This is a genomic window from Pseudomonas avellanae BPIC 631, from assembly GCF_000444135.1.
Lineage (GTDB): Bacteria > Pseudomonadota > Gammaproteobacteria > Pseudomonadales > Pseudomonadaceae > Aquipseudomonas > Aquipseudomonas avellanae.
Genome location: NZ_ATDK01000047.1, coordinates 1 through 21,632, shown reverse-complemented (window position 1 = coordinate 21,632; position 21,632 = coordinate 1). Strand labels below are relative to the sequence as shown.

Below are 21,632 nucleotides of genomic sequence, written 5' to 3'. Positions count from 1 at the left end.
GATCGAAGTGAACGTTGCTCTGAGCGGCGTGAGTCAGCACGCAACGCAACGTCCTTGATGTCACAGAGGATGTGACCACAGGCGCGCGCTTTGATGCAAAAAGATGAGCGAGAAGCGCTCGGGGAAGTGATGCAAAACGTCACACTGGCCTGCCAACACAGGTTGGCAGGCCAGTGAATTCAGCATGCGCCGGGGGCCAGCGCTACAACTGGCTTCAGATATCCAGGCAGATCTTGCCGAAATGCTGGTTGGTTTCCTGATACTTGAACGCTTCGACAATGTCGGTCATCGGGAACGAGCGGTCCATGACCGGGCGCATGCCGTTGGCATCGATGGCGCGGATCATGTCTTGCTGCTGAGTGCGGCTGCCCACCAGCACACCTTGCATGCGCAGTTGCTTGACCAGCGCCGGAACGAACTCCAGCTGACCGGCCACACCGCTGAGAATACCGATGACCGAAATATGGCCGGCAACTCGTGCTGCGTTCATGGAATGCTGCAGCGTCGATGGGCCGCCTACGTCAATGATGTGGTCCACACCGCGCCCGCCGGTGAGCTTGCGAGCCGTCTCGCCCCAGTTGCTGTCCTTGCGGTAGTTGATCAGGTGGTCGGCACCCATCGCCTGCAGACGCTCCAGCTTTTCATCACTCGAAGAGGTGGCAATAACCGTAGCGCCCACCATCTTGGCGAATTGCAGGGCGAAGATCGACACGCCGCCAGTGCCTTGGACCAGCACGGTATCACCGGCTTTCAACGAGTCATCGACCATCAGCGCACGCCATGCAGTCAGGCCGGCAGTGGTCAGTGTGGACGCCTCGGCATGGCTGTAACCCAATGGCGCATGGGTGAACGAGGTGGCGCGAGCGGTAACCTGCTCACGGGCATAACCATCAACGCCATCGCCTGGCACCGTGACAAAACCTTCAACCAACGGCTCACCGCTGATCCATTCAGGGAAGAAGGTGCTGACGACCGAGTCGCCCACCTTGAACTCGCTGACACCTTCGCCGACCGCTGTGACCACACCGGCACCGTCGGCCATGGGAATGCGCTTCTCAGTCGGTGCCCACATGCCGGTGACAACAGCGAAATCGTGGTAGTTGAGCGAGTTGGCGTGCAGGCGCACGGTGATTTCACCGCTTTGGGGTGCCAGCACTTCGCTTTCACCAACGCTGACCTGATCGTAGCCGCCGCCAGCCTGCACGTAGATGGTTGTGTTGCTCATGGTCAATCTCCTATCAATTCAACATTACGCAAAATGACGAAATGTATAAATAAAACTTATAACTCTTTCTTGAGCCGATCCGCGAACCGGTCGATGGCTTGCTCGTCACGGCGGAAGTACGTCCACTTGCCGATCCTCGTCGCCTGCACCAGCCCGGCACGCTGCAGAATGGCAAGGTGCGCGGACGCCGTGGAAGCCGACAGATTGGCCTTGGCCTGAATATGTGACACGCACACCCCTATCGCCGGATCACCGTGGTCCTGGGGAGGGAAATGGGCCAGCGGGTCTTTCAGCCACTCCATGATCAACATACGAGTGTCATTGCCGACCGCTTTGATTTGCTCAAGAATCATGGGGAGCAACATTACGCCTTTTTACGAAATGTTCAACCCCCCGCAAAAAATACACATGGCACAGAATGTGATTGCCGCTTCACATCGGCATGGCAAATAAAGCACTCTGTCGACACTTACAAAACCCAGTACGCTATCAAAGCCAGGACCGTCTCATGATCAATCTGAAACACAGCGTATTGACCGCCCTGCTGCTGGGCATGGCCGGTATGGCTCAGGCCCAGGAATCAGCGTCGCACCTGGACAAGATCGTGCAGACAGGCCAGTTGGCGGTCTGCACCACGGGCGACTACAAGCCTTACTCCCTGCTGCGCGAAGACGGCGAACACGAAGGAATCGATATCACCATGGCCCGCTCACTGGCCAAAAGCCTGGGCGTGACCGTGCAATGGGTACCTACCACCTGGAAAACCCTGCTGCCGGACATGGTTGCCGGTAAATGCGACATTGGCATGGGCGGCATTTCGGTCAGCCTGGAGCGCCAGAAGAAAGCCTTTTTCAGCAGTACGCTGGATGTCGATGGCAAGATCCCGCTGGTCCGCTGTGAAGATCAGGCCTTGTATCAGACTGTCGAGCAGATCAACCAGCCGTCAGTACGCCTGATAGAGCCGGCCGGTGGCACCAACGAGGCGTTCGCACGCGCCCATCTACCCAATGCATCTCTGGCGTTTCACGACAACAAGACCATCTTCCAGGAGTTGCTCGACAAAAAGGCTGACGTGATGATCACAGATGCTTCCGAGGCCCTCTATCAACAGAAACGCATGCCGGGTCTGTGCGCGGTCAACCCGACCCATTACATGCAATATGGTGAAAAAGCCTACCTGCTGCCCCGTGATGATGTGACCTGGAAAAGCTACGTGGACCAATGGCTGCACCTGAGCAAGGCCACTGGCGAATACCAACAGGCGCTGGGTGAATGGCTGGCAGTGCCGACCCAATTATAAAAAAAATATCATTTAGCCAGCAGTTAAAGCTTGGGATTGGGGTGCCGATAGTTTTTGAACCTGCGATGTACTTCGCAAGGCTTCTGGCTGTGTAAGCGCAATAACCTACAGGGAAACTCCGATGTCCCAAGCCCAATCGGCTCATTCCGGCTTCACCATAAAGCAACGACTGATGGCCTCGACCTTCGCCATCATCGTCGCGTTTGTAGCTCTATCAGTTTTCATGATCCATACACTCAAGACATCGACCGAGAATGTCGACGCGCTCTACAACCGGGACTTCCTGGCAACCGAGGCGGTGAACAATATCGACGGCGCGCTGACTCGCGTGGACATCAACATTCTGCGCATGATCGCCATCGGCAATCCGGAGCAGACCGCCGGCTGGAAGAATGAGAACGAAGCCGCTTTCGCCAAACTCGATGAACTGACCGTGCAGCTCGGCAAGAACACCGCTGAAACGCTGGATGTGACGCTCACTCAGCAGTTGCAGCGCGATTACACAAAGCTGCGTGCCGGCATGCGCCATCAGACGAGCGTTATCCAGACGGGTGACATCGCCGCCGCCACCACTATCAACCGTACCGAGGTCAAACCATTTGCCGAGCAGGTATTCAAGACCCTGCAGACCCTGCGCGAGCAAGGCAAGCAACACGCTGGCGAACGTTTTGAGGCGCAGGAAGGCAGCGCCAACCAGGCCAGCAAGCTGGCCATCGGCGCCACGCTGGTGATTGCGATACTGGGTGTCATGGTAACGCTGCTGACCATACGCAGTATTCTGGCAGCCATTGGTGGCGAACCCTCTACAGTGGCTACCATCACACGCACCATTGCCAAGGGCGACTTGAGTAGCACCATCAAGGTCAATGCCGATGACAACACCAGCGTCGCTGCTGCCGTGGTTGCCATGCAGACCCAACTGCGCGATACCCTGCAGCAGATTTCAAACTCGGCAACCCAGCTGGCCGCCGCTGCCGAAGAGATGACTGCCATCACCGAAGACGGTGTTCAAGGCATCCAGCGACAGAACAACGAGATTGATCAGGCCGCAACGGCTGTCAATGAAATGACCAGCGCAGTGGAAGAAGTCGCTCGTAACGCCGAACACACCGCACGCTCGTCAAGCAATGCGACCAGCGCGGCGCAGGCCGGTCTGGGGCTGGTCAAGAAAACCGTCAGCGCAATCAACACCATGAGCACAGACGTACAGAAAACGGCCACCTTGATTGGCGAGCTGGCAGGTCAATCGCGCGACATCGGCAAGGTGCTGGATGTGATTCGTGGTCTGGCCGAGCAGACCAACCTGCTGGCCCTCAACGCCGCGATCGAAGCCGCTCGCGCAGGTGAAGCCGGACGCGGGTTTGCCGTGGTAGCGGACGAAGTTCGTGCTCTGGCTCACAGAACCCAGCAATCAACCAGCGAAATCGAACGTCTGGTGACCAACATCCAGAGCGGCACTGAGCGGGCTGTGGGCTCGATGCGTGGCAATACCGAACTGGCCAGCGAAACGCTCGGTATCGCCGAGGGCGCCAATGAATCTCTGACTGCCATCAGCACGGCGGTGAGCGAGATCAACGACCTCAATCTGGTCATCGCCAGCGCTGCGCAACAGCAGGCACACGTGGCACGGGAAGTGGATCGCAACCTGGTCAACATCCGTGACTTGTCTGCGCAATCCTCATCGGGCGCGCAGCAAACCAGCAGTGCAAGCCGTGAACTGTCGACACTGGCGCTGGACCTGAACAATATCGTCGGGCGCTTCCGCCTGTCCTGATTCGACACGCACTCTGCGCGCCGCCACGGCGCGCAGAGTGCAACCCCGCTGGCCTTTTCTGGCCAATCTGCACGCCTGCCTACCTATTTTGTTGCAAGCCCCTCGCGCCTGAAATAGCGTGGTGTCCTGGACGAACAAGGACAGCCCGCATGAAGCCCAGCAAGCCCATCACCCGCGCATTCTGCGTCGAATTACAACAAGAGTTGTCGATTGCCGCCGCTCGCCGCGAGTACTTTTCCCTGGAACCGCCACGCAAGCGCTTCGAGTTTCTTTGCTCGAACGAAGCTTGCAGAGCGCTGGGCGCTAAAGTGACCGGGGTTCGCTATGACGTGAAGCCACAGGATAACCCGACCTTTGTGGCTGCGCATTTTCGCGCCAACCCGCATCACGATCACCATCCGGACTGTGAATGGGTGGATGAGAGCGCCGACGAAAAGCCAGACGTTCCGGTTGAAGAAACCGATGTTCAGACGCGCCTGCGCCAGGCCAAGCGCAAGCTGGATGATTACATCGACATATTCGACCCGACGCTCAAAGCACCGACCAAAGAGAAATCCGGGGAAGAAAAAGCCGCTGCACGCAACCCACAGCCCCCCGTCAGTCAGCCATTGACCGAACCCGCGACACCCAAGGCCGCTCGCTACAGCGAAACCCGCACCAACAACCTGGAGCGCCTGGTGGACAGCTATCGACAGGCCAAGGCCGAGTTGTCACTGGACGACTTCAAGCTGTTGAAGCTGAGAATTCCCGGCCAGGGCGAAGTCGCGTTGCGCTCGTATTTTCGCCATATCAAATTCGCCAAATCGGGCGACAACGGTCGCGTACTGTTTGGCGGCGGGCTGATAGAACAACGCTACGGGCAAGGCTTCAAATTCAAGTTCTTCGACCGCCTCGACGGCAAACTGGTGACCCTCTACGTATCACCTGCGCAGATGCAGGCCTACCGCTCCAGCCGCTACATCAGCGAACTGCTCAGCCATGCGGATGACGTAAAGTTCTTTACGGTGTACGCACTGGGCACCGTGACCCAAAGCCCGTCAGGCAAAAGCTACAGCGTGGAGGTCGATGACCTGCGGCACCTGGCAATTGTGCTGGGGCCAGCGAAAGAGCGGGCTGAGGATGGGAAGTCTGCGGGGGGTGAGTGATGCTCGTGCCCTAGTACAACGCATGCCAATGCAGAACATTGACATGCGAACAGCGGGTTTGTATCAGACCTTGACGATCCAGCCGGCGGGTGGCTCGATGTCGCCGGATTGCACACCGGTCAGTTCCTTGTACAGGCGCTGGGTGACCGGGCCGACTTCGGTCTGGCTGTAGAACACGTGCAGGTTGTCCTGGTAGGAAATGCCGCCTATCGGGGTGATCACAGCAGCCGTGCCGCACGCGCCGGCTTCCTTGAATGTGTCAAGCTGGTCGATGAACACATCGCCCTCTTCGACCGTCAGGCCCAGACGGGATTTTGCCAGTTCGATCAGCGACAGGCGGGTGATGCCTGGCAGCACTGATGGCGATTTAGGCGTCAGGAACACATTGTCGTTGGTGATGGCGAAGAAGTTGGCCGAACCCACTTCCTCGATTTTGGAATGGGTCTGCGGGTCGAGGTAGATGCAGTCCGCGAAGCTGTGTTTCTTGGCTTCCGAACCCGGCATCAGGCTGGCAGCATAGTTGCCACCGACCTTGGCAGCGCCGGTGCCGTTGGGCGCAGCGCGGTCGTAGCCGGAGATCACGAAGTTGTTCGGCTTCAGGCCGCCTTTGAAGTAAGCACCGACCGGAATGCAGAAAATCGAGAAGATAAACTCTGGCGCAGTCCGCACGCCGATGTTGTCACCCACACCGATCACGAACGGGCGCAGGTACAGCGCACCGCCGGAGCCATAAGGCGGGATGAAGCGCTCGTTGGCCTTGACGACCTGCTTGCAGGCCTCGATGAACACGTCGGTGGGTACATGGGGCATCAGCAGACGGGAACAGCTGCGCTGCATACGCTGTGCGTTCTGGTCGGGACGGAACAGGTTGATCGAGCCATCCTTGCAGCGATAGGCCTTCAGGCCCTCAAAGCACTGTTGACCGTAATGCAGCGCGGTCGAACCTTCGCTGATGTGCAGCGTGTTGTCTTCGGTCAGCGAGCCCTGATCCCAGGCACCGTCGCGCCAATGAGACAGATAGCGTTTGTCAGTCTTGATGTAGTCAAAACCCAGAGTGTCCCAGTTGATGCTTTCTTGACTCATAACGCCCTCTATCATTTTAGCGACTGCCTGGACGAGTCAGGCCAATGCCTTATTCTGCCAGATCATTCAGGCTCTGAGGCTTGAAATAAATGCAAACTGACATGGCATTTCTGAAGCAGCGCCATGCACAGGCGCCACGTCAGTTGGCCGGCTGCATCACCGATGCCTGACGCTGGCGAATATAGGAGAGGAAGGCGTCCATGTCGGAACTGCACAACGTTCGCGCGACGGACTTGACCTCTTCCATGGGCCAATCCCACCAGGCGGCCTGCAACAATAGGTCGCGAACATCCTCTTCAAAACGCCAGCGGATGAACTTGCAGGAGTTGCCGCCCACGACTGAATAAGGGGCCACATCACGCACAACCATCGCACCGGCACCGACAATGGCGCCATGACCAATCGTGACACCCGACACAATCACAGCGTTGGCGCAGATCCAGCAGTCGCTGCCAATGGTTACATCGCCTTTGCTGGGCGAGTAGTCCTTGATATCCGACAATTGTTCGACCATTGCAGGGAATGGGTAAGTCGTGATCCAGTCAGTGCGGTGCTCGCCACCCAGCAGAATCCGCACGCCTTCAGCAATCGAGGTGTATGAGCCCACGCGCAGTACCGAGTCATCGCCAAACTCAACGATATCCGGCGTGCCATACGTACCTGTGCCCACTTGCGCCCGAGGGTATTGCAGCCTGATTTTCTCGGCAAGCCTCTCCAGCTTGTCCATCGTGCGCAGTTGACGGCGTATTTTTCTGGTTTTAAGCAGCTCGATGAATTTCATGGCGACCTTGAATCAGATTGAATTCCGAACTGCCCTGCCGTACTCACCTATAGCTGAGGAGCAAGCGCTTGCAGCGCCGAAGGGTCGTTAGATTGGCGTATCTCAACGGGATGGAGCGCAGCAGGCTCCATGCGTAGCGTTTATCGGCAACCGTCGCGTATTTCAGCGCCTTATTGACGAGTAAAGTACGCCCACGCTGATATTCGCGATGATTGCGGTAGGGCTCGATGCTTTTCAGGTCGGCGTCCAGCAAGACCTTGTACTTACGTGAAAGGTTGTTCGGGTGACGGCGATAGCGCGTCACGACCTCGGGAATGACATGAATCTGATAGCCCAGACAGGCAATTCTCAATGTCGCCTGGAAGTCCTGAACCTTGATTGTCGGGTCGTAGCCGTTGGCATCCCGCATGGCCTGCATCCGGTACAGCGCCACCGGCGCTCCGACCACCACCGCGCCACGCAACACCTCGTCGAATGTCAGCCGCTCTATGTAATCACGCGACTGGCATTTGATCCTCTTGCCGTCACAGTCCATGTAACTGATCAGCGCGCCGACGCAGCCGACCTCGGGATGCCCGTCCAGATACTCCGCACGGATGCGCACTGAAGACGGGAGCATGATGTCGTCGAGATCCGGCGTGGAGAGATAAACGCCTTTGGCATACTGAAGACCATGATTGAGAGCAGCGCTGACCCCCTGGTTGGCCTGGCGATAAAGCTGGAACGGGTAACGCTCCTGCAAGGACTCAAGCATGGCAATGCTGTTGTCGGTCGAGCCATCGTCAACGATGATCACCTCGAAATTCTCGTAGTCCTGAGCAAAGATGCTCTGAATCGCAGCGTCGAGGAAGCGCTCGGCGTTGTAGCAAGGGGCCACGATCGAAACCATGGGTTTGGGCGTGAGGCTCTGACTTTCTGAAGGCATCATGGGTGACAGCCATAATCATAATCGGCCCTGGAGGGCTCGGAGACCGGGATGTCCATAAAAGGTCGTTCGAAAAACCGGCACATCATGCGATAAACAGTCCGGATTTTCTACGGCAGGTCACAAACGCCTTGTAACGAGGCGTATCCGGCCGCTAAAAACCCGCCGCTATTGACGATTAGTTATTCAGTGTAGATGTGCACACGAAAAAAAGCCCCGTCCTTCACAGAACGGGGCTTTTGATTTGTATCAGGTGAAGTCAGAAGGCGTACGTCACCAACAACTCTTTTGTCACCTGAAAGTCCACCGACATCATCACGCTCAGGGCAGTGATGGTGAAGATGGAGAACACGAACAGCTTGCGAGCCCAGACCGTATCGTCAACGGCCTTGTAGCCCTTCCAGGCCATGTACAACCAGTACATGCCCATGCCTGCTGCAACAGCCAGGTAGTTGAGGCCCGCATAACCACCTACGGTCAACATCAGGGTCGCCACGAGGAACGCCAGGATGTAGAGCAGGATGTGGCGCTTGGTGACCAGAATGCCGCGCTGAACCGGTAGAACCGGAATCTTCGCCGCACGATAGTCATTGAAGCGGAAGATGGCGATCGCATACGAATGCGGCATCTGCCACAGGCTGAACATCACCAGTAGCGTCAGGGCCGCAAAGTCGAAGCTGTTGCTGACTGCGCAGTAGCCGATAACCGGAGGCATTGCCCCCGACAGGCTACCGACGAGCGTGCCATGAACGGATCTGCGCTTGAGGTACAGGCTGTAGAAGCCGACGTAGATCACAACCCCGATCACTGCAAACAGTGCAGCCAGTGGATTGGCCTCGGTGTACAGCAGGGCGACGCCTGCAATACCCAATAAGGTGGCGTAGAGCAGAGCCAGTTTCAGAGAAACCAGACCCTGCACCAGGACCCGGTTACGGGTCCTTTCCATTCGCTGATCGATATCGCGATCGATGCAGTTGTTGAACACGCAACCGGACGCAACGACCAGGGAAGTACCGATTACCGCAGCGAGGAACACGCCGAAGTCGATATTTCCCTTGGAAGCCAGAAAAAAGCCACCTGCCACCGAAAGCACGTTACCGAAAATGATCCCCGGCTTGGTGATTTGGATAAAGTGCTTCAGTGACATCTGGGATTCCTCAATGCGCCATCATTTCGCGGTGGACACTGAAAATGATCCACAGCGACAGGCCGACCAGCAGGACAATAACCATCGTGGTAAAGGCGAAGGCCATCACGTTGTTGCGCTGCACACTTGTGAAATCCAGGTGCAGGAAGTAATGCAGATGCACGAGGATCTGGATGATCGCGAAGACCAGGACGATCGCAATCGTCATGTCTTTGGGCAGCATAGGCGACATCACCAGGGCAAACGGAATGGCGGTCAGGATGACCGACAGTACGAAACCGATGATGTACGACTTTACGGAGCCATGACTATTGTCTTCAGCGGAGTGATGCGAATTTGACATTACAAAGCTCCCATCAGATAGACAACGGTGAACACGCCGATCCAGACAACGTCCAGGAAGTGCCAGAACAGGCTCAGGCAGCTCAGGCGCGTCTTGTTGGTGTTGGTCAGGCCCTTCTTCTGGACCTGGAACATCATGATCGCCATCCAGATCAGACCGCTGGTCACGTGGACGCCGTGGAGACCGACCAGCGCAAAGAACGCTGAAAGGAAACCGCTGCGGCTCGGACCGTAGCCTTCGTGGATCAGGTGATGGAATTCATAGATTTCCATACCGATAAACGCAGCACCACACAGGAAGGTCAGTGCCAGCCAGCCCAGTACCTGACTCTTCTTGCCTTTGTACAGCGCCAGCATGGCGAAGCCGTACGTGATACTACTGACCAGCAGGAACGCGGTTTCCACAGCCACGAATGGCAGCAGGAAGATGTCCTGGCCCGACGGGCCACCCGCGACGCTGTTGACCATCACGGCGTAGACCGCGAAGAACGAGGCGAACAACACGCAGTCGGTCATCAGGTACAGCCAGAAGCCGTAGACCGTCATGCCACCGCTGTCGTGGTGATCGTCGTGCCCGTGATCATGGTCGTGACCGTGATCGTGGGCTCCGGAGTTGATTGCAGTATTTGACATTGTTTAAACCTGTTCCAGCGAGGACTTGACAGGAGTGTATGCACCATTGGCCGCCAGGACCTTGTGATGCTCACCTTCAATACGCGCTACATCTTCAGCAGGCACCATGTAGCCCTGGTCGTCACGTACAGCGTGAGCAACGAAGACCGCGATGGTTGCGATCAGGCTCACGCCCACCAGCCACCAGATGTGCCAGATGAATGCGAAGCCAAAGACCGTCAGCAACATACCCATGTACAGGCCGGTCGCCGTGTTGTTAGGCATGTGGATCGCCGAGTAGCGAGCCGGTACGTTGTACGCGGTGCCAGCACGCTTGGCATCGGTGAACGGGTCGATGTCGTCAGCTTTTGGCAGTTCGGCAAAGTTGTAGAACGGTGGAGGCGAAGAAGTGGACCATTCCAGGGTATGGCCATTCCACGGGTCACCGGTCAGGTCGCGATTGCTGTCGCGGTCACGGATGCTGACGAACAACTGGATCAGCTGCGAAGCGATACCCATGGCAATCAGCACCGCACCGAACAGCGCGACGTCCAGGTAGATGTTCCACTCTGGCATGTCGGTAGCGTTCAGACGACGGGTCATACCCAGGAAGCCCAGCGCGTACAACGGCATGAATGCGACGAAGAAGCCGACGATCCAGAACCAGAACGCTGCCTTGCCCCACTTCTCGTTCAGAGTGAAACCGAACGCTTTAGGGAACCAGAACGCGAAGCCGGCGATGTAACCGAAGACCGCACCGCCAATGATGACGTTGTGGAAGTGAGCGATTACGAACAGGCTGTTGTGCAGGACGAAGTCAGCACCTGGAATCGCCAACAGAACGCCGGTCATGCCGCCGATCGAGAAGGTGACCATGAAGCCCAGGGTCCAGAGCACCGGCGCTGTGAAGCGCAGACGACCCTGATACATGGTGAACAGCCAGTTGAATAGCTTCACACCCGTCGGGATGGCAATCAGCATCGTCGCCAGACCGAAGAAGGCGTTGACGTTGGCACCCGCACCCATCGTGAAGAAGTGGTGCAGCCAGACCATGAAGCCAAGGATACAGATCGCACCGGAGGCGAAGATCATCGACTTGTGGCCGAACAGACGCTTGCCGGAGAACGTGGAGATGACTTCCGAGAACACGCCGAATGCCGGCAGGATCAGGATATACACCTCAGGGTGGCCCCACGCCCAGAACAGGTTCACGTACATCATGGGGTTACCACCCATTTCGTTCGTGAAGATGTGGAAGTCCATGTAGCGGTCGAGGGTCAGCAGCGCCAGGGTAGCGGTCAGGATCGGGAACGAAGCCACGATCAGGATGTTTGCCCAGGTGCAGGTCCAGGTGAAGATCGGCATGTCCATCAGTTTCATGCCAGGTGTACGCATCTTCAGTACGGTCACGAGGAAGTTGACCCCGGTCAATGTCGTACCTAACCCGGATAACTGTAGCGCCCAGATGTAGTAGTCGACCCCGACACCAGGACTGTATTGCAGCCCGGAAAGAGGCGGATACGCTACCCAGCCGGTCTTGGCGAATTCACCGACACCCAGCGACAGGTTGATCAGCAGCATGCCTGCAACCAGCAGCCAGAAGCTCAGGGAGTTCAAGAACGGGAACGCCACGTCGCGGGCACCGATCTGCAGAGGCAGAACGATGTTCATCAGGCCCGTGAAGAACGGCATCGCCATGAAGATGATCATGATCACACCGTGCGCGGTGAAGATCTGGTCATAGTGCTCAGGCGGAAGGAACCCTTCGGAACCGTTCTGGGCCATCGCCAGTTGGGTACGCATCATGATTGCGTCGGCAAAGCCGCGCAGCAGCATGACCATGGCAACGATGATGTACATCACGCCGATTTTCTTGTGGTCGACAGACGTCAGCCATTCAGACCACAAGTACGTCCACTTGCGGAAATAGGTGATCAACCCGACAACCGCAATGCCGCCGAGCGCAATCATGGCGAGTGTCACCATGACTATCGGCTCGTGGAACGGCACCGCTTCCAGACTTAATTTGCCAAACATCGTTTACTCCTCTGCCCCAGCAGCTGAATTTTTGCCTTTTTCCGCAGCGTCACCGGCCACTTCCTTTTCTTCACCAGCGACGATCTTCTTGCCTGGATTCATACCTTCATACTTGTCGATGACGATCTGGAACAGGTTCGGAGTGACCGAGGAGAAGAGTTCGACAGGGTTACGTTCGCTCGGCTTGATCAGCTCGGCGTACTCGGCGGTGCCAAGCTTTTTAGGTGAATTCTTGACTTCGCTGACCCAGGCGTCGAAATCTTCCTGGCTGGTAGCGATGGCCTTGAACTTCATACCGGTAAAGCCCGCGCCACTGTAGTTGGCCGAAATACCGTTGAACTCGTGATTCTCGTTGGCAATGAGATGCAGCTTGGTGTGCATGCCAGCCATTGCGTAGATCTGACCACCCAGACCCGGGATGAAGAAGGAGTTCATCACGCTGTCGGAGGTCACCTGGAAATTGATCGGAGTCTTGGCCGGGAACACGATTTTGTTGACCGTGGCGATGCCGTAGTCCGGGTAGACGAATACCCACTTCCAGTCGACCGAGATCGCCTGAATGGTGATCGGCTTGACGTTCGAATCAAGCGGACGGTAAGGGTCCAGCGAGTGAGTCGAGATGTAAGTGATGTACCCTAGAAAGACCAGCAGCAGCATGGGTACGCCCCAGACTGCGATTTCGATCTTGGTAGAGTGCGACCAGTCCGGCGTGTACTTGGCGGCCTTGTTCGACGCGCGATACTTCCAGGCGAAGATCAGGGTCATCAGGATGACCGGGATCACCACGATAAGCATCAGCAGCGTAGCGATTATAATCAGGTTCCGCTGCTCGATACCCACCTGCCCTTTTGGATCGAGCAGAGGTACGCCTTCGCATCCACTGAGCAAAAGCATACAGAAAAGGGCCAAGAAGCCAAAAAACCTGGGGTACCTTTTTTTACTCATTTCACGACCTCTAAAAAGCAGCTTGCGCGGTGCAGTTGGGTTTCGACCGCCAACACTTCGCCCTGCCAGTGCCGGCTAATTTTTTTAGATTGAACAAGGACCTGCCCCTACACGCAACGGCGTATCGACAAGTCCGGGTTTAGCTATGGATTCTTGTTTTTTGAGTTGCTGGAACTGCTCATGGTTCAGAGCAGACGCTTTCGACGCGGCCATCATACGCCCGAGTGCACAGGGGACGCTCCAAGCCTCAAAATGCTGATCGTTCAGCCAGGCTGGACGACAAGTGATGGGGATTATAGATACGTAAATTTTTAATGACTATGCCTAATTTTGTAACAGCTAATCTCCCGATACGTAACAATAGACCTTCAAACGGGTGATCGTGACGAAAAAAAGCCCCGTAATCACGGGGCTATCTGATCGAAAGCCCCTGTTTTTAGTAAGGTTTGCGGCGGTTGCGAATGATGCACGCCGGTACCAGAATTGCCGTCAGGACAAACGCTGTCAGTGCCCACTGCGCGAGCGACAGCCCAAGCACCGGCGGATACGGCGTGGTGCAGAAACCGCTGACCTGAAACCCTGTAGGAAATAGTGTAGCCAATGGCAGGCCGTCAACAATGGGTTGCAGGATGTCGATTCCACAGCTATCTGACGGATGGGCAAGAATCCAGACATGCCGGCCAGCGGCAGCGATACCGCCCAGGGCGCTGAGAGTTACCAGCGCTTCGAACACCGTGACGCCACGGCGTCCGTTCATGGCTGCGCCGATGAAGGCGAAGATTGCGATGAACAGTAATGCGTAGCGCTGCAGGATGCACAGCGGGCAAGGTGCTTCGCCCAGCGCGATCTGCATGTACAGCGCGCCGCCGATCAGGGACAGGCAGATGATACCCAGCAAAACCAGAAAGCGCTTTTCGCGTCTCAGGTAAAACGTGTCGTTGCTCATTCACATACCTTACTGAACTGATGAGGTGGTTCGCCAAAGGCGTTACTGCATGCTGGCGAGGCTTGAAAGGCAGTGTACTGCCCGGCTGCACAGAATCGTGCGCGATGATCATCTGACTGGACAGGCAACTCAAGCGTTCGCCAGCCATACGGACGCATTTGCCAGCCGGATGGTCTGCTGCGCAGAGCGCGCACGATCAACAGCGCTTCACGCCAGCGGCCAAAATCAAAAACCCTCTATATATAGAGGTGCGTCACTTTGTCGCACCATCTCTTCTATATATAGCTGCGGTATTTTGCCGCAGGCTGCATTCTGATCAAAGCGCAGCCGCGTGCGAACACGCGACACAACGTGTGGGAAACTGGCGAGCGACAATACGTCGCCCCCTGAGCGGTTTGACGCGCCCGAAGCCAGACTGCCACTATGGCGACTGCGCCAGCCCGCTGGTCCAAGCGACAGGCTTGAAGCAACAGGGCGCCCTGAAACGATTTCGATGACCCCTCTGGTGAGCCCCGCGTTTTCAGCGCCGCAGCCGACGGTCGGTGAAAAATTCTCAAGCCTGCCCGCCGCAGGTCGATAACCTGTCATAGAAAGTTGTTTGCCGCCTCCAGGCGACGAAACACCTACAGCCAGAAGGTCAATATGTCCAATAACGTCCGAGCAGATTCACTTTCGCTGCTCCTTTTCACGTTGCGCAGCGGCAAGCTGATGGCGATCAACCTGCTCAAGGTCAGCGAGATCATTCCCTGCCCTGCCCTTACCCATCTTCCAGAATCACACCCGCACGTCAAAGGCATCGCGACGTTGCGCGGTTCATCGCTTGCAGTGATCGACCTCAGCCGTGCAATCGGCGAGCGTCCGCTGGCCGATCCCGATGGCGGCTGCCTAATCGTTACCGACGTGAGCCGCTCCAAACAGGGCCTGCATGTTCAGGCGGTCAGCAAGATCGTGCACTGCCTGACCACTGATATTCGTCCGCCGCCTTATGGCTCCAGCAGCAAATCGTTCATCACCGGCGTCACTCAGGTTGACGGCGTGCTGGTGCAGGTGCTGGATATTGAAAAAGTGATTCACGGTATTGCTCCGGCGCAAATCGTCGTGCAATCGACAGAGCTGGCCAAAGAAGACGCCGAGGTGCTGAGCAAGGCGCGGATTCTGGTCGTCGATGATAGCCAGGTTGCTTTGCAACAATCGATCATCACTCTGCGCAATCTGGGCATCGAATGCCACACGGCGCGCAGTGCCCGAGAAGCGATTGACGTGCTGCTTGACCTGCAGGGTACTGCGAGGCAGATCAACGTGGTGGTTTCCGACATCGAGATGTCGGAGATGGACGGCTACGCGCTGACCCGCACATTGCGTGATACACCTGATTTCAGCGACCTGTACATCCTGCTGCACACCTCGCTGGACAGCGCGATGAACAGTGAAAAGTCCCAGATTGCCGGGGCCAACGCTGTACTGACCAAGTTTTCGTCCCCCGAGTTGACCAAATTCCTGATCGAGGCCGCGCGCACGGTAGTCGCCCAAGGGCTCTGACCCTTGAGCACATTCTTGAGCACACCCACAAGCGCCCAAACCCGGGCGATGCATCTGCCGAACATTACTGGTTGATGCGTCGCAGCTTGGCCGAGCCATTGCCCGCTGTGCAATGGCCTGCCGGGGTCAATCCGCACCCTCTTACCCTCGCCCGTGCGGCCGAAGCCCACGCCCTGCTGACACTGGGCTATTGCGACGGTGCCGGCAGCGTGCCGGACTATCCGACCTGGCTGAGCGCATTCGAGCGCGACCCCGAATTCGACTTGTCATTGTGTTTCCTGGCCTTGCGTGACGACGCTGTTGTAGGCGTGATCACTTGCTGGACCAGCGCGTTCATCAAGGATCTGGTCGTGCACCCCGATGCGCGAGCTGCCGGAATTGGCTTCGCGCTGCTCAATCATCTGTTCAGCCAGTTGCTTGGCCCCGTGACCCGACCAAGCGAAGCAGCGGTCGACCTGCATGTCATGGAAAACAATCTCACGGCGCGGCGGCTGTACGAGAAATCAGCAATGTCCTACATCAAGCGCTTCAACGCCCCGGTACGCTGACCCCGTCTGCTGCCCAAGCTGGCTGGCGCACAACTTGCTTTCTGACCTGCATCAGGCCGTAGATGACCAATTTCTGTCACTCGGCGCGCACTTCTGGACGGGTCATCGAACCAATGGACACCAAGTTTTCCTGTGTGGGTTGCGGCGGTTGCTGCACGGATCATCACGTCCCGCTTACCCTTCTGGAAGCCAGGCAGTGGGCAGCAGACGGCGGCAACGTGATTGTCTTGACCGAGGCATTTCTGAGCAATGGCTATGGGGTTGCGCAAAACCAGCTCACCCACGCCACACGACGCTCGACTCAAGTAAACAGCGGCAGCACAACGGCCTTTGTGGCAATCACTTTCGCAGCTTATAACGTCGGGCGTTGCCGGAATCTTGACGAAGAAAACCTCTGCCGCATTTACGAGCGACGCCCGCTCGTGTGCCGGATCTATCCGATGGAGATCAACCCGCACATCCCGTTGCGCCCGGAAACCAAAGGCTGCCCGCCGGAATCCTGGGAACAGGGTCCCGACCTGATCGTTGGCGACACGCTGGTTGATACACAATTGATGAGCCTGATCGAGCAGTCTCGCCAGGCTGATCGCGACGAGATAGCGGCCAAACAGTTGATCTGTCAGCAACTGGGCATTCGCACCACAGCCCTCAAGGGCAACGGTTTCGTCGCGTATTTACCGGACATGAGTGCCTTCGCTGCCGCCATCGACGACGTCACGAACCTTGCCGGCGCAGCGCCCGAGAGCTCAGGCTGGGAGTTTCATGTGGCCGGGCAACACGTTGTCGACACCCTGCAACAGGAGGGTGCCGACGTCACCGACCGAGAGCCGGTGTCTTATCTGTTCATTCCGTTGCAGGCTGCCTGAGCGGATCGGTCAGGCGATCAGCGCTTGCCCATCGACCGACGCGTACCGGCCGGGGCAACACCTGGCGTCTTGTGATGGCCATGTTTGTTGCCTTTCTGGTGCCAGGCCTGATCCTTTTTGGCCTGAGCAAACTCCGATGGCTTGAACGGAAAGCTGAAAGGCGCGATGACGGCCTTCTTTTCAGTGTCTGCGACGGAGTCGGTTGCGGCGTCTTGAACAGGAGGTTGTTCAGGAGTGGTCATGGTGTCGCCAGAAAGTCGAATTGGCCGGGCCAGTGCCCGCGGTCGTGCAGCATACATCAATCGTCGCGCGACTGCCCGAGCCTCCTGTCGAGTGTGTGCGCAGATCATTTATAAAACAGATCCACCGTGATCTCCGCATCGAATGGCCCGGGCCTTGGCTTGTCGGTGTTCCAGTGCAGTTCGGCATTGAAGTCCGCACTGGCAGCATTGGTTTCGCCCAACAGCTCCGCCAAGTGGAAAGGCTCGTTGTAGCGCAATGGCTCACCATTGACCGCACTGGTGATGAGTATGCCCAGCGAATCGTTGGCCGCGGGAACGAGCAACTCGCCATGCAGCGTACCGGTTATCGGCCTGAAACGCGCATCGATGCTGAAGGGTGAATCGCACGAGCGGCTGGTCTGCAGGGAAAAGGTCTGCGTGGCGATCAGTTTGCCGACCACCACCTGGTGGATGGCCACGTCGCCGAATTCCACGGTTTCCGGGCTTACCTGCAGGTCGGCATCGCAGGCCACAAAGCGCAGCCCTCTGAGGTTGTTGATCACATAACTGAGGCTGCGCCCTGGCACTCGGTTCGCGTCTGTCGCGCCGCCCAGCTGAAAAAACCGGTAATCGAGCAGATCACTGGCAACGCCCGATGGTGGAGTGGCGCCGAACTTCTGAATGAACACGGAAAACGCCAGAGTGAAGCGTACCTTCGGGCAATTACCGATGTTGTCCTCGCTTTCATGGCAGATGGGCAGAAAGTTGCCGGTACTGATGCGCCCGCTGCCTTGCAGGTAATCGGCGCCGCGCAGGGTCAGACCGGCACGAATACCCTGGCCAATCACCCGACTGTCCGGGTTCAGGTAGATGAAAATCTCTTCTTCGACCGACTGCAAGCCATCCTTGGCGCACTCGACCTGTACATTCAATGGCTCGGAACGCCAGACGACCTCGCCACTGGGAATCGATTCGGGGATCGCCACAGTGCTGTTCAAATCATCGTGGATCTCGCTTTCGCCAGAACCCTGAGTGGTACAGACCAATGCGAAAACGGCAGTCGGACTCAGCATCAGCAGCACGAAAATGGACAGTAGCCAGTGTTTGGCAGACAGAAGTTTCATATCAGCATTCTTCCTGAAAGGCGTTGTTCTCCAGCAGGCGCGCCGTCAAGGTCGCCTGCCCGTTAAACCGAGCGCAATAGCGTCGCTGACCGCCATAGTCGGTCAGCGCCCGGTAAGAAAAACGAGGGTGCAAAGAGGGCATTACGTTCTTGGGCAAAACCCGTTCAACCTGTTCGCCCGGCGCCAGCAACAGCGACTCTGCGACCTGAACACCATCGATGTGCAGTGCTTGCAGCGAAGCGTGATAAGGCGTGGGATTGCGGACTTTCAGCACCACGCTGGCCGACTGGTCCGAGGTTAGCGCCCATATCAACGCACTGGCAGTGTCGGCCGGATCGCCGTCAAGTCCGGGGGGGCGATAGAACACATTGATGCGCTGACGCACGGCAATATTCAATTGTCGAACGCCGTTCTGGCGGCGGGGCACCTCGAGCACGTACAGATGCAACAACGATTCACGCTCCTGTGGCATGCCTGCGCCCTGATACAGCACACGCAGCACCTGCCGGTCGCCAGCCGCCAGGCGCGTCAGAGGTGGAGTGACAACAAAGGGCAGCGACCGGCGTTCAGCCGGCAACCTGTCGCCGTCATCACGCGCATCGCTCAGCCAGGTCTGCAGGAGTGCCTCGGCCTTGCCGCGATTGCGCACCTCGATGCTCGCCTCGTGATACCGGCCGTCGAAGATCAGCCGCGTCCCACTGAGCGCTATCGCCCCTTGCGCCGCGACGCTGCTTGTCAGAAGCAACACCACCAGCAGCCTGCGCACCTGAACAATTATGCTCATCGGCAGACCACCCTGATTCGCTCGTAGGCACGGGCAGGGTCTCTGGGCGGCAGTACGAATGCAGCCTGACACCGTTGGTCGGACCAGCGCACGCTCAGGCTGCCGCTGTCCTGGTCGCTGAGCACCAGCGCTTGACTGCCAGGATCGACCACCGCCAGCGCCCTGCCCTGTTCGTCCTCGACACTGGCACCCAGCGGCACTTTGCTGCCATCGGCGCGCACCAGTTCAAACTGGACGCGCCGACCCACAGCTGCCTTGAAGCGCACCACCGGCATCGCGCCCCTGCGCGGCACAACCTGGGTAATGGCGTTATCCAGATCGACATCAGCGCCCAACTGTCGGGTGTCCAGGCTGACCCAGTTGGTCCGGTAGGCTTGCGCATACGGCAAAACCGCATAGCCATTGGCTGCGGTTGCAACGTTGGTGTAGGACTTCAAGCGGGCACCGCTGACGTCTGGCACCTGGACCAGGGCGAAGGTTTCACCCAGCGTTTGCCCCAGGTTCACGCCACCGGCATGCGCCACCAGCGAACCCGCTGCGGACAGGGTGAACGCGTCGTAGTCCTGACCCTGACTGTAACCCGCCTCGAAACGACCGAAGCCGGTGGTGGTGTTGATTTTTCCTGCGCCGAAACTGCCCGAGTTGCTGTCGTTGCCGGCCTGAACCGAATAGAACGTATCGCGATTCCCCAGCACCTGACCGTTGAGCCCGGCCTGAGCGTTGTAATCGCCGGAACTGTCGCGCACCACATTGAACGACAGGCGCGACGAGCCGGGGCTTGATCCGAGCGGCACGGTCACACTCAAGGCAATGCGATGGTCGGTGCTGGCGTCACTGTCACGCCCGAAATCCTCGTTGCGCTCGATGGACAGGCTGTAATTGACGGTATGCCAGGCGGCGTTATAGGACAGGTAAAGTTGCCGCGTCTTGCCTGGCAGGTTCCAGTAACGCTGCTCGGAAGCGGTCAGGCTCAATGACGCGGCCTGCGCGGGCAGTATCTGAGTGACGCTAAGTTCCAGTCGATCGCGAGCCAGGCCGGTGCTCGTCACTCGCCTCTGCGGGTCGGTGTCGCTGACATGCTGGCTGAGGGTGCGATATTGCTCGGTCGAATAGCGATAACCGGCCACTGCCAGCGTGGTGTCGGTCACGTCCAGCGTATTGGCATAACGCACCCGCAGGCTTTGCCCGCTGCGCGATTGTTGGTCCGGTTGGCTGACGGAACGGGTGACGTCCAGCGACACCGCGCCCAGCCCGGTATTGACCCCTGCGCCCAGGTTCGCCGCCTGATAATCCTCGGCCAGCTGTACGCCGCCGAACCCGGTGATCAGCTCGGAAAGGCCGTAGATCAAGGCTGCGCTGGTAAAGCCCGGAGAGGCCTGAAGCTCATCGTTGCTGTCCACCTGGCCAATCGCCAGACTGTAGCGCAGGGATCCTGACGGGACCATGATCGGCAACGAGGCGTAGGCCTGAGTGAAGGAACGAACGCGTCCATCCGCTTCGATGACCGACACCGACAAGTCGCCATTGGAACCACTGGGGTAGATATCGGTGATTTCAAAAGGCCCGGGGGACACACTGCCGCTGTACAGCAGAAAGCCGTTCTGACGGACTTCCACCGTCGCGTTGGTTTCAGCGATACCACGGATGACCGGGGCGTAAGCGCGCTCGCTGTCAGACAGCATGCCGTCGTCAGACGCCAGCGCCGCCCCCTGAAAACGCACGCTGTCGAATACCTGCGAGTCGGTAAATGTCTCGCCCACGGTGAACTGGCTTTTAAGGGCCGTGATGTCGCGCTGCGCAAAAGTACGATTACTGCGATAACGCAAAGGCCGATCACTGCTTCGCACCACTGAAGACTCATTGCGCAGTCGCCATGCACCGAGGTTCAGGCCATTACGCAGCCCGAGGTAATACTGATCGGTTTCCAGCCCTTTGTTGCGTCGTCTGCTGCCATTGAAGTTGTAATTGATAAAGCCCGCCGTCTCGCCTTGCTCCCAGAGCTCCGGCGAAACATAACCGCGGGTGCCGCGTGACATGAAAGCCTGCGGAACACTGATAGTGAGTCGCAACGCAGCCGGCTGGTAATCGACGCGTGCAAACTCGACACGCCCCGGCAGATCAAAACAGGCCTGATCAGGCTGTGTTGTATCCACCGGCAAGCGACTCAGGTCCAGACCAAAGCCCTGGAGCATTTCTTGCGACAGGCAGGGTTCTATTGTACTGTTTTCGAAAAAATCAGCCACCAACTAACGGAAAATTCAAATCTTATCAATAGCTTAGCTTGCAGG

The 21,632-nt window shown here is 57.7% G+C and carries 20 protein-coding genes and 1 pseudogene; 6 read left to right on the top strand and 15 right to left on the bottom strand.

The features are described 5' to 3' along the window. Positions 1–214 precede the first annotated feature (214 nt). Together DW49_RS0102485 and DW49_RS0102480 are read right to left on the bottom strand one after the other, a co-directional pair. Positions 215–1,225 carry a zinc-dependent alcohol dehydrogenase family protein gene (locus DW49_RS0102485; protein ID WP_005615599.1) on the bottom strand — a complete coding sequence of 337 codons (1,011 nt, stop codon included), beginning with the start codon at positions 1,223–1,225 and terminating at the stop codon, positions 215–217. Positions 1,226–1,281: 56 nt separating this feature from the next. Continuing rightward, positions 1,282–1,590 (bottom strand): ArsR/SmtB family transcription factor, encoded by a 309-nt coding sequence (locus tag DW49_RS0102480; RefSeq protein WP_005736391.1) that lies wholly within the window; start codon positions 1,588–1,590, stop codon positions 1,282–1,284. Positions 1,591–1,733: 143 nt separating this feature from the next. Here DW49_RS0102480 and DW49_RS0102475 point away from each other — a divergent pair, with 143 nt between their 5' ends. The 3 genes from DW49_RS0102475 (at position 1,734) to DW49_RS0102465 (ending at position 5,444) form a co-directional block, all read left to right on the top strand. After that, positions 1,734–2,525, top strand: a complete 792-nt coding sequence (locus DW49_RS0102475) for a transporter substrate-binding domain-containing protein (protein ID WP_005615593.1) — start codon at positions 1,734–1,736, stop codon at positions 2,523–2,525. A 121-nt stretch (positions 2,526–2,646) separates the two neighbouring features. Beyond that, a complete protein-coding gene (locus DW49_RS0102470) occupies positions 2,647–4,299 on the top strand; it encodes a methyl-accepting chemotaxis protein (protein ID WP_005615590.1) in 1,653 nt (550 codons plus the stop codon). A 149-nt stretch (positions 4,300–4,448) separates the two neighbouring features. After that, positions 4,449–5,444 (top strand): hypothetical protein, encoded by a 996-nt coding sequence (locus DW49_RS0102465; RefSeq protein WP_005615587.1) that lies wholly within the window; start codon positions 4,449–4,451, stop codon positions 5,442–5,444. Between the two features lie 63 nt (positions 5,445–5,507). Here DW49_RS0102465 and DW49_RS0102460 read toward each other — a convergent pair whose 3' ends face one another. The 9 genes from DW49_RS0102460 to DW49_RS0102420 all read right to left on the bottom strand — a co-directional run bounded on the left by DW49_RS0102460 (position 5,508) and on the right by DW49_RS0102420 (position 14,262). Then, the gene (locus DW49_RS0102460) at positions 5,508–6,527 is read right to left on the bottom strand and encodes a branched-chain amino acid aminotransferase (RefSeq protein WP_003375839.1); all 1,020 of its coding nucleotides are present in this window, start codon (positions 6,525–6,527) and stop codon (positions 5,508–5,510) included. Between the two features lie 139 nt (positions 6,528–6,666). Further along, positions 6,667–7,308, bottom strand: a complete 642-nt coding sequence (locus tag DW49_RS0102455) for a CatB-related O-acetyltransferase (RefSeq protein WP_005615580.1) — start codon at positions 7,306–7,308, stop codon at positions 6,667–6,669. Between the two features lie 43 nt (positions 7,309–7,351). Next, entirely contained in the window at positions 7,352–8,236 is an 885-nt protein-coding gene (locus DW49_RS0102450) for a glycosyltransferase family 2 protein (RefSeq protein WP_005615577.1), read from the bottom strand. 256 nt (positions 8,237–8,492) lie between these two features. Then, the gene (cyoE, locus tag DW49_RS0102445; RefSeq protein WP_005615575.1) at positions 8,493–9,380 is read right to left on the bottom strand and encodes a heme o synthase; all 888 of its coding nucleotides are present in this window, start codon (positions 9,378–9,380) and stop codon (positions 8,493–8,495) included. Positions 9,381–9,390: 10 nt separating this feature from the next. Continuing rightward, entirely contained in the window at positions 9,391–9,723 is a 333-nt protein-coding gene (cyoD, locus tag DW49_RS0102440) for a cytochrome o ubiquinol oxidase subunit IV (RefSeq protein WP_003375849.1), read from the bottom strand. Further along, positions 9,723–10,355, bottom strand: coding sequence for a cytochrome o ubiquinol oxidase subunit III (locus DW49_RS0102435; protein ID WP_005615570.1), 633 nt, complete (start codon positions 10,353–10,355; stop codon positions 9,723–9,725). Before DW49_RS0102435 ends, cyoD begins: the two co-directional genes overlap by 1 nt. Positions 10,356–10,358: 3 nt before the next feature. Then, positions 10,359–12,371, bottom strand: a complete 2,013-nt coding sequence (cyoB, locus tag DW49_RS0102430; protein ID WP_005615567.1) for a cytochrome o ubiquinol oxidase subunit I — start codon at positions 12,369–12,371, stop codon at positions 10,359–10,361. 3 nt (positions 12,372–12,374) lie between these two features. Then, positions 12,375–13,316, bottom strand: coding sequence for a ubiquinol oxidase subunit II (gene cyoA, locus DW49_RS0102425; RefSeq protein ID WP_017682546.1), 942 nt, complete (start codon positions 13,314–13,316; stop codon positions 12,375–12,377). A gap of 436 nt (positions 13,317–13,752) precedes the next feature. Continuing rightward, positions 13,753–14,262, bottom strand: a complete 510-nt coding sequence (locus tag DW49_RS0102420; protein ID WP_005615562.1) for a disulfide bond formation protein B — start codon at positions 14,260–14,262, stop codon at positions 13,753–13,755. A 642-nt stretch (positions 14,263–14,904) separates the two neighbouring features. Here DW49_RS0102420 and DW49_RS0102415 point away from each other — a divergent pair. The 3 genes from DW49_RS0102415 to DW49_RS0102405 all read left to right on the top strand — a co-directional run bounded on the left by DW49_RS0102415 (position 14,905) and on the right by DW49_RS0102405 (position 17,215). Next, a complete protein-coding gene (locus DW49_RS0102415) occupies positions 14,905–15,801 on the top strand; it encodes a chemotaxis protein (RefSeq protein ID WP_024421089.1) in 897 nt (298 codons plus the stop codon). A 74-nt stretch (positions 15,802–15,875) separates the two neighbouring features. After that, on the top strand, positions 15,876–16,349 hold the full coding sequence (locus tag DW49_RS0102410) for a GNAT family N-acetyltransferase (protein WP_005615558.1): 474 nt from the start codon (positions 15,876–15,878) through the stop codon (positions 16,347–16,349). A 113-nt stretch (positions 16,350–16,462) separates the two neighbouring features. Beyond that, positions 16,463–17,215, top strand: a complete 753-nt coding sequence (locus DW49_RS0102405) for a YkgJ family cysteine cluster protein (protein WP_024420167.1) — start codon at positions 16,463–16,465, stop codon at positions 17,213–17,215. Positions 17,216–17,232: 17 nt separating this feature from the next. Here the strand turns inward: DW49_RS0102405 and DW49_RS0102400 are convergent, their stop codons facing one another. From DW49_RS0102400 to DW49_RS0102385, 4 genes and pseudogenes are all read right to left on the bottom strand, one after another. Then, the gene (locus tag DW49_RS0102400; RefSeq protein ID WP_003375863.1) at positions 17,233–17,457 is read right to left on the bottom strand and encodes a hypothetical protein; all 225 of its coding nucleotides are present in this window, start codon (positions 17,455–17,457) and stop codon (positions 17,233–17,235) included. Between the two features lie 104 nt (positions 17,458–17,561). Beyond that, positions 17,562–18,560, bottom strand: coding sequence for a fimbrial protein (locus tag DW49_RS0102395; protein WP_005615553.1), 999 nt, complete (start codon positions 18,558–18,560; stop codon positions 17,562–17,564). Position 18,561: 1 nt separating this feature from the next. After that, complete coding sequence (locus tag DW49_RS0102390) at positions 18,562–19,344, bottom strand: fimbrial biogenesis chaperone (protein WP_024420166.1); 783 nt, start codon at positions 19,342–19,344, stop codon at positions 18,562–18,564. Next, positions 19,341–21,560: pseudogene (locus DW49_RS0102385) on the bottom strand (fimbria/pilus outer membrane usher protein); the annotation flags it as partial. The gene DW49_RS0102390 and the pseudogene DW49_RS0102385, both read right to left, overlap by 4 nt. Between the last annotated feature and the right edge of the window lie 72 nt (positions 21,561–21,632).

Bases quoted from the DNA above. Each gene is read 5' to 3' on its own strand.
- DW49_RS0102485 (WP_005615599.1), bottom strand. From the start codon at position 1,225: ATGAGCAACACAACCATCTACGTGCAGGCTGGCGGCGGCTACGATCAG.
- DW49_RS0102480 (WP_005736391.1), bottom strand. From the start codon at position 1,590: ATGTTGCTCCCCATGATTCTTGAGCAAATCAAAGCGGTCGGCAATGAC.
- DW49_RS0102475 (WP_005615593.1), top strand. From the start codon at position 1,734: ATGATCAATCTGAAACACAGCGTATTGACCGCCCTGCTGCTGGGCATG.
- DW49_RS0102470 (WP_005615590.1), top strand. From the start codon at position 2,647: ATGTCCCAAGCCCAATCGGCTCATTCCGGCTTCACCATAAAGCAACGA.
- DW49_RS0102465 (WP_005615587.1), top strand. From the start codon at position 4,449: ATGAAGCCCAGCAAGCCCATCACCCGCGCATTCTGCGTCGAATTACAA.
- DW49_RS0102460 (WP_003375839.1), bottom strand. From the start codon at position 6,527: ATGAGTCAAGAAAGCATCAACTGGGACACTCTGGGTTTTGACTACATC.
- DW49_RS0102455 (WP_005615580.1), bottom strand. From the start codon at position 7,308: ATGAAATTCATCGAGCTGCTTAAAACCAGAAAAATACGCCGTCAACTG.
- DW49_RS0102450 (WP_005615577.1), bottom strand. From the start codon at position 8,236: ATGATGCCTTCAGAAAGTCAGAGCCTCACGCCCAAACCCATGGTTTCG.
- cyoE (WP_005615575.1), bottom strand. From the start codon at position 9,380: ATGTCACTGAAGCACTTTATCCAAATCACCAAGCCGGGGATCATTTTC.
- cyoD (WP_003375849.1), bottom strand. From the start codon at position 9,723: ATGTCAAATTCGCATCACTCCGCTGAAGACAATAGTCATGGCTCCGTA.
- DW49_RS0102435 (WP_005615570.1), bottom strand. From the start codon at position 10,355: ATGTCAAATACTGCAATCAACTCCGGAGCCCACGATCACGGTCACGAC.
- cyoB (WP_005615567.1), bottom strand. From the start codon at position 12,371: ATGTTTGGCAAATTAAGTCTGGAAGCGGTGCCGTTCCACGAGCCGATA.
- cyoA (WP_017682546.1), bottom strand. From the start codon at position 13,316: ATGAGTAAAAAAAGGTACCCCAGGTTTTTTGGCTTCTTGGCCCTTTTC.
- DW49_RS0102420 (WP_005615562.1), bottom strand. From the start codon at position 14,262: ATGAGCAACGACACGTTTTACCTGAGACGCGAAAAGCGCTTTCTGGTT.
- DW49_RS0102415 (WP_024421089.1), top strand. From the start codon at position 14,905: ATGTCCAATAACGTCCGAGCAGATTCACTTTCGCTGCTCCTTTTCACG.
- DW49_RS0102410 (WP_005615558.1), top strand. From the start codon at position 15,876: ATGCGTCGCAGCTTGGCCGAGCCATTGCCCGCTGTGCAATGGCCTGCC.
- DW49_RS0102405 (WP_024420167.1), top strand. From the start codon at position 16,463: ATGGACACCAAGTTTTCCTGTGTGGGTTGCGGCGGTTGCTGCACGGAT.
- DW49_RS0102400 (WP_003375863.1), bottom strand. From the start codon at position 17,457: ATGACCACTCCTGAACAACCTCCTGTTCAAGACGCCGCAACCGACTCC.
- DW49_RS0102395 (WP_005615553.1), bottom strand. From the start codon at position 18,560: ATGAAACTTCTGTCTGCCAAACACTGGCTACTGTCCATTTTCGTGCTG.
- DW49_RS0102390 (WP_024420166.1), bottom strand. From the start codon at position 19,344: ATGAGCATAATTGTTCAGGTGCGCAGGCTGCTGGTGGTGTTGCTTCTG.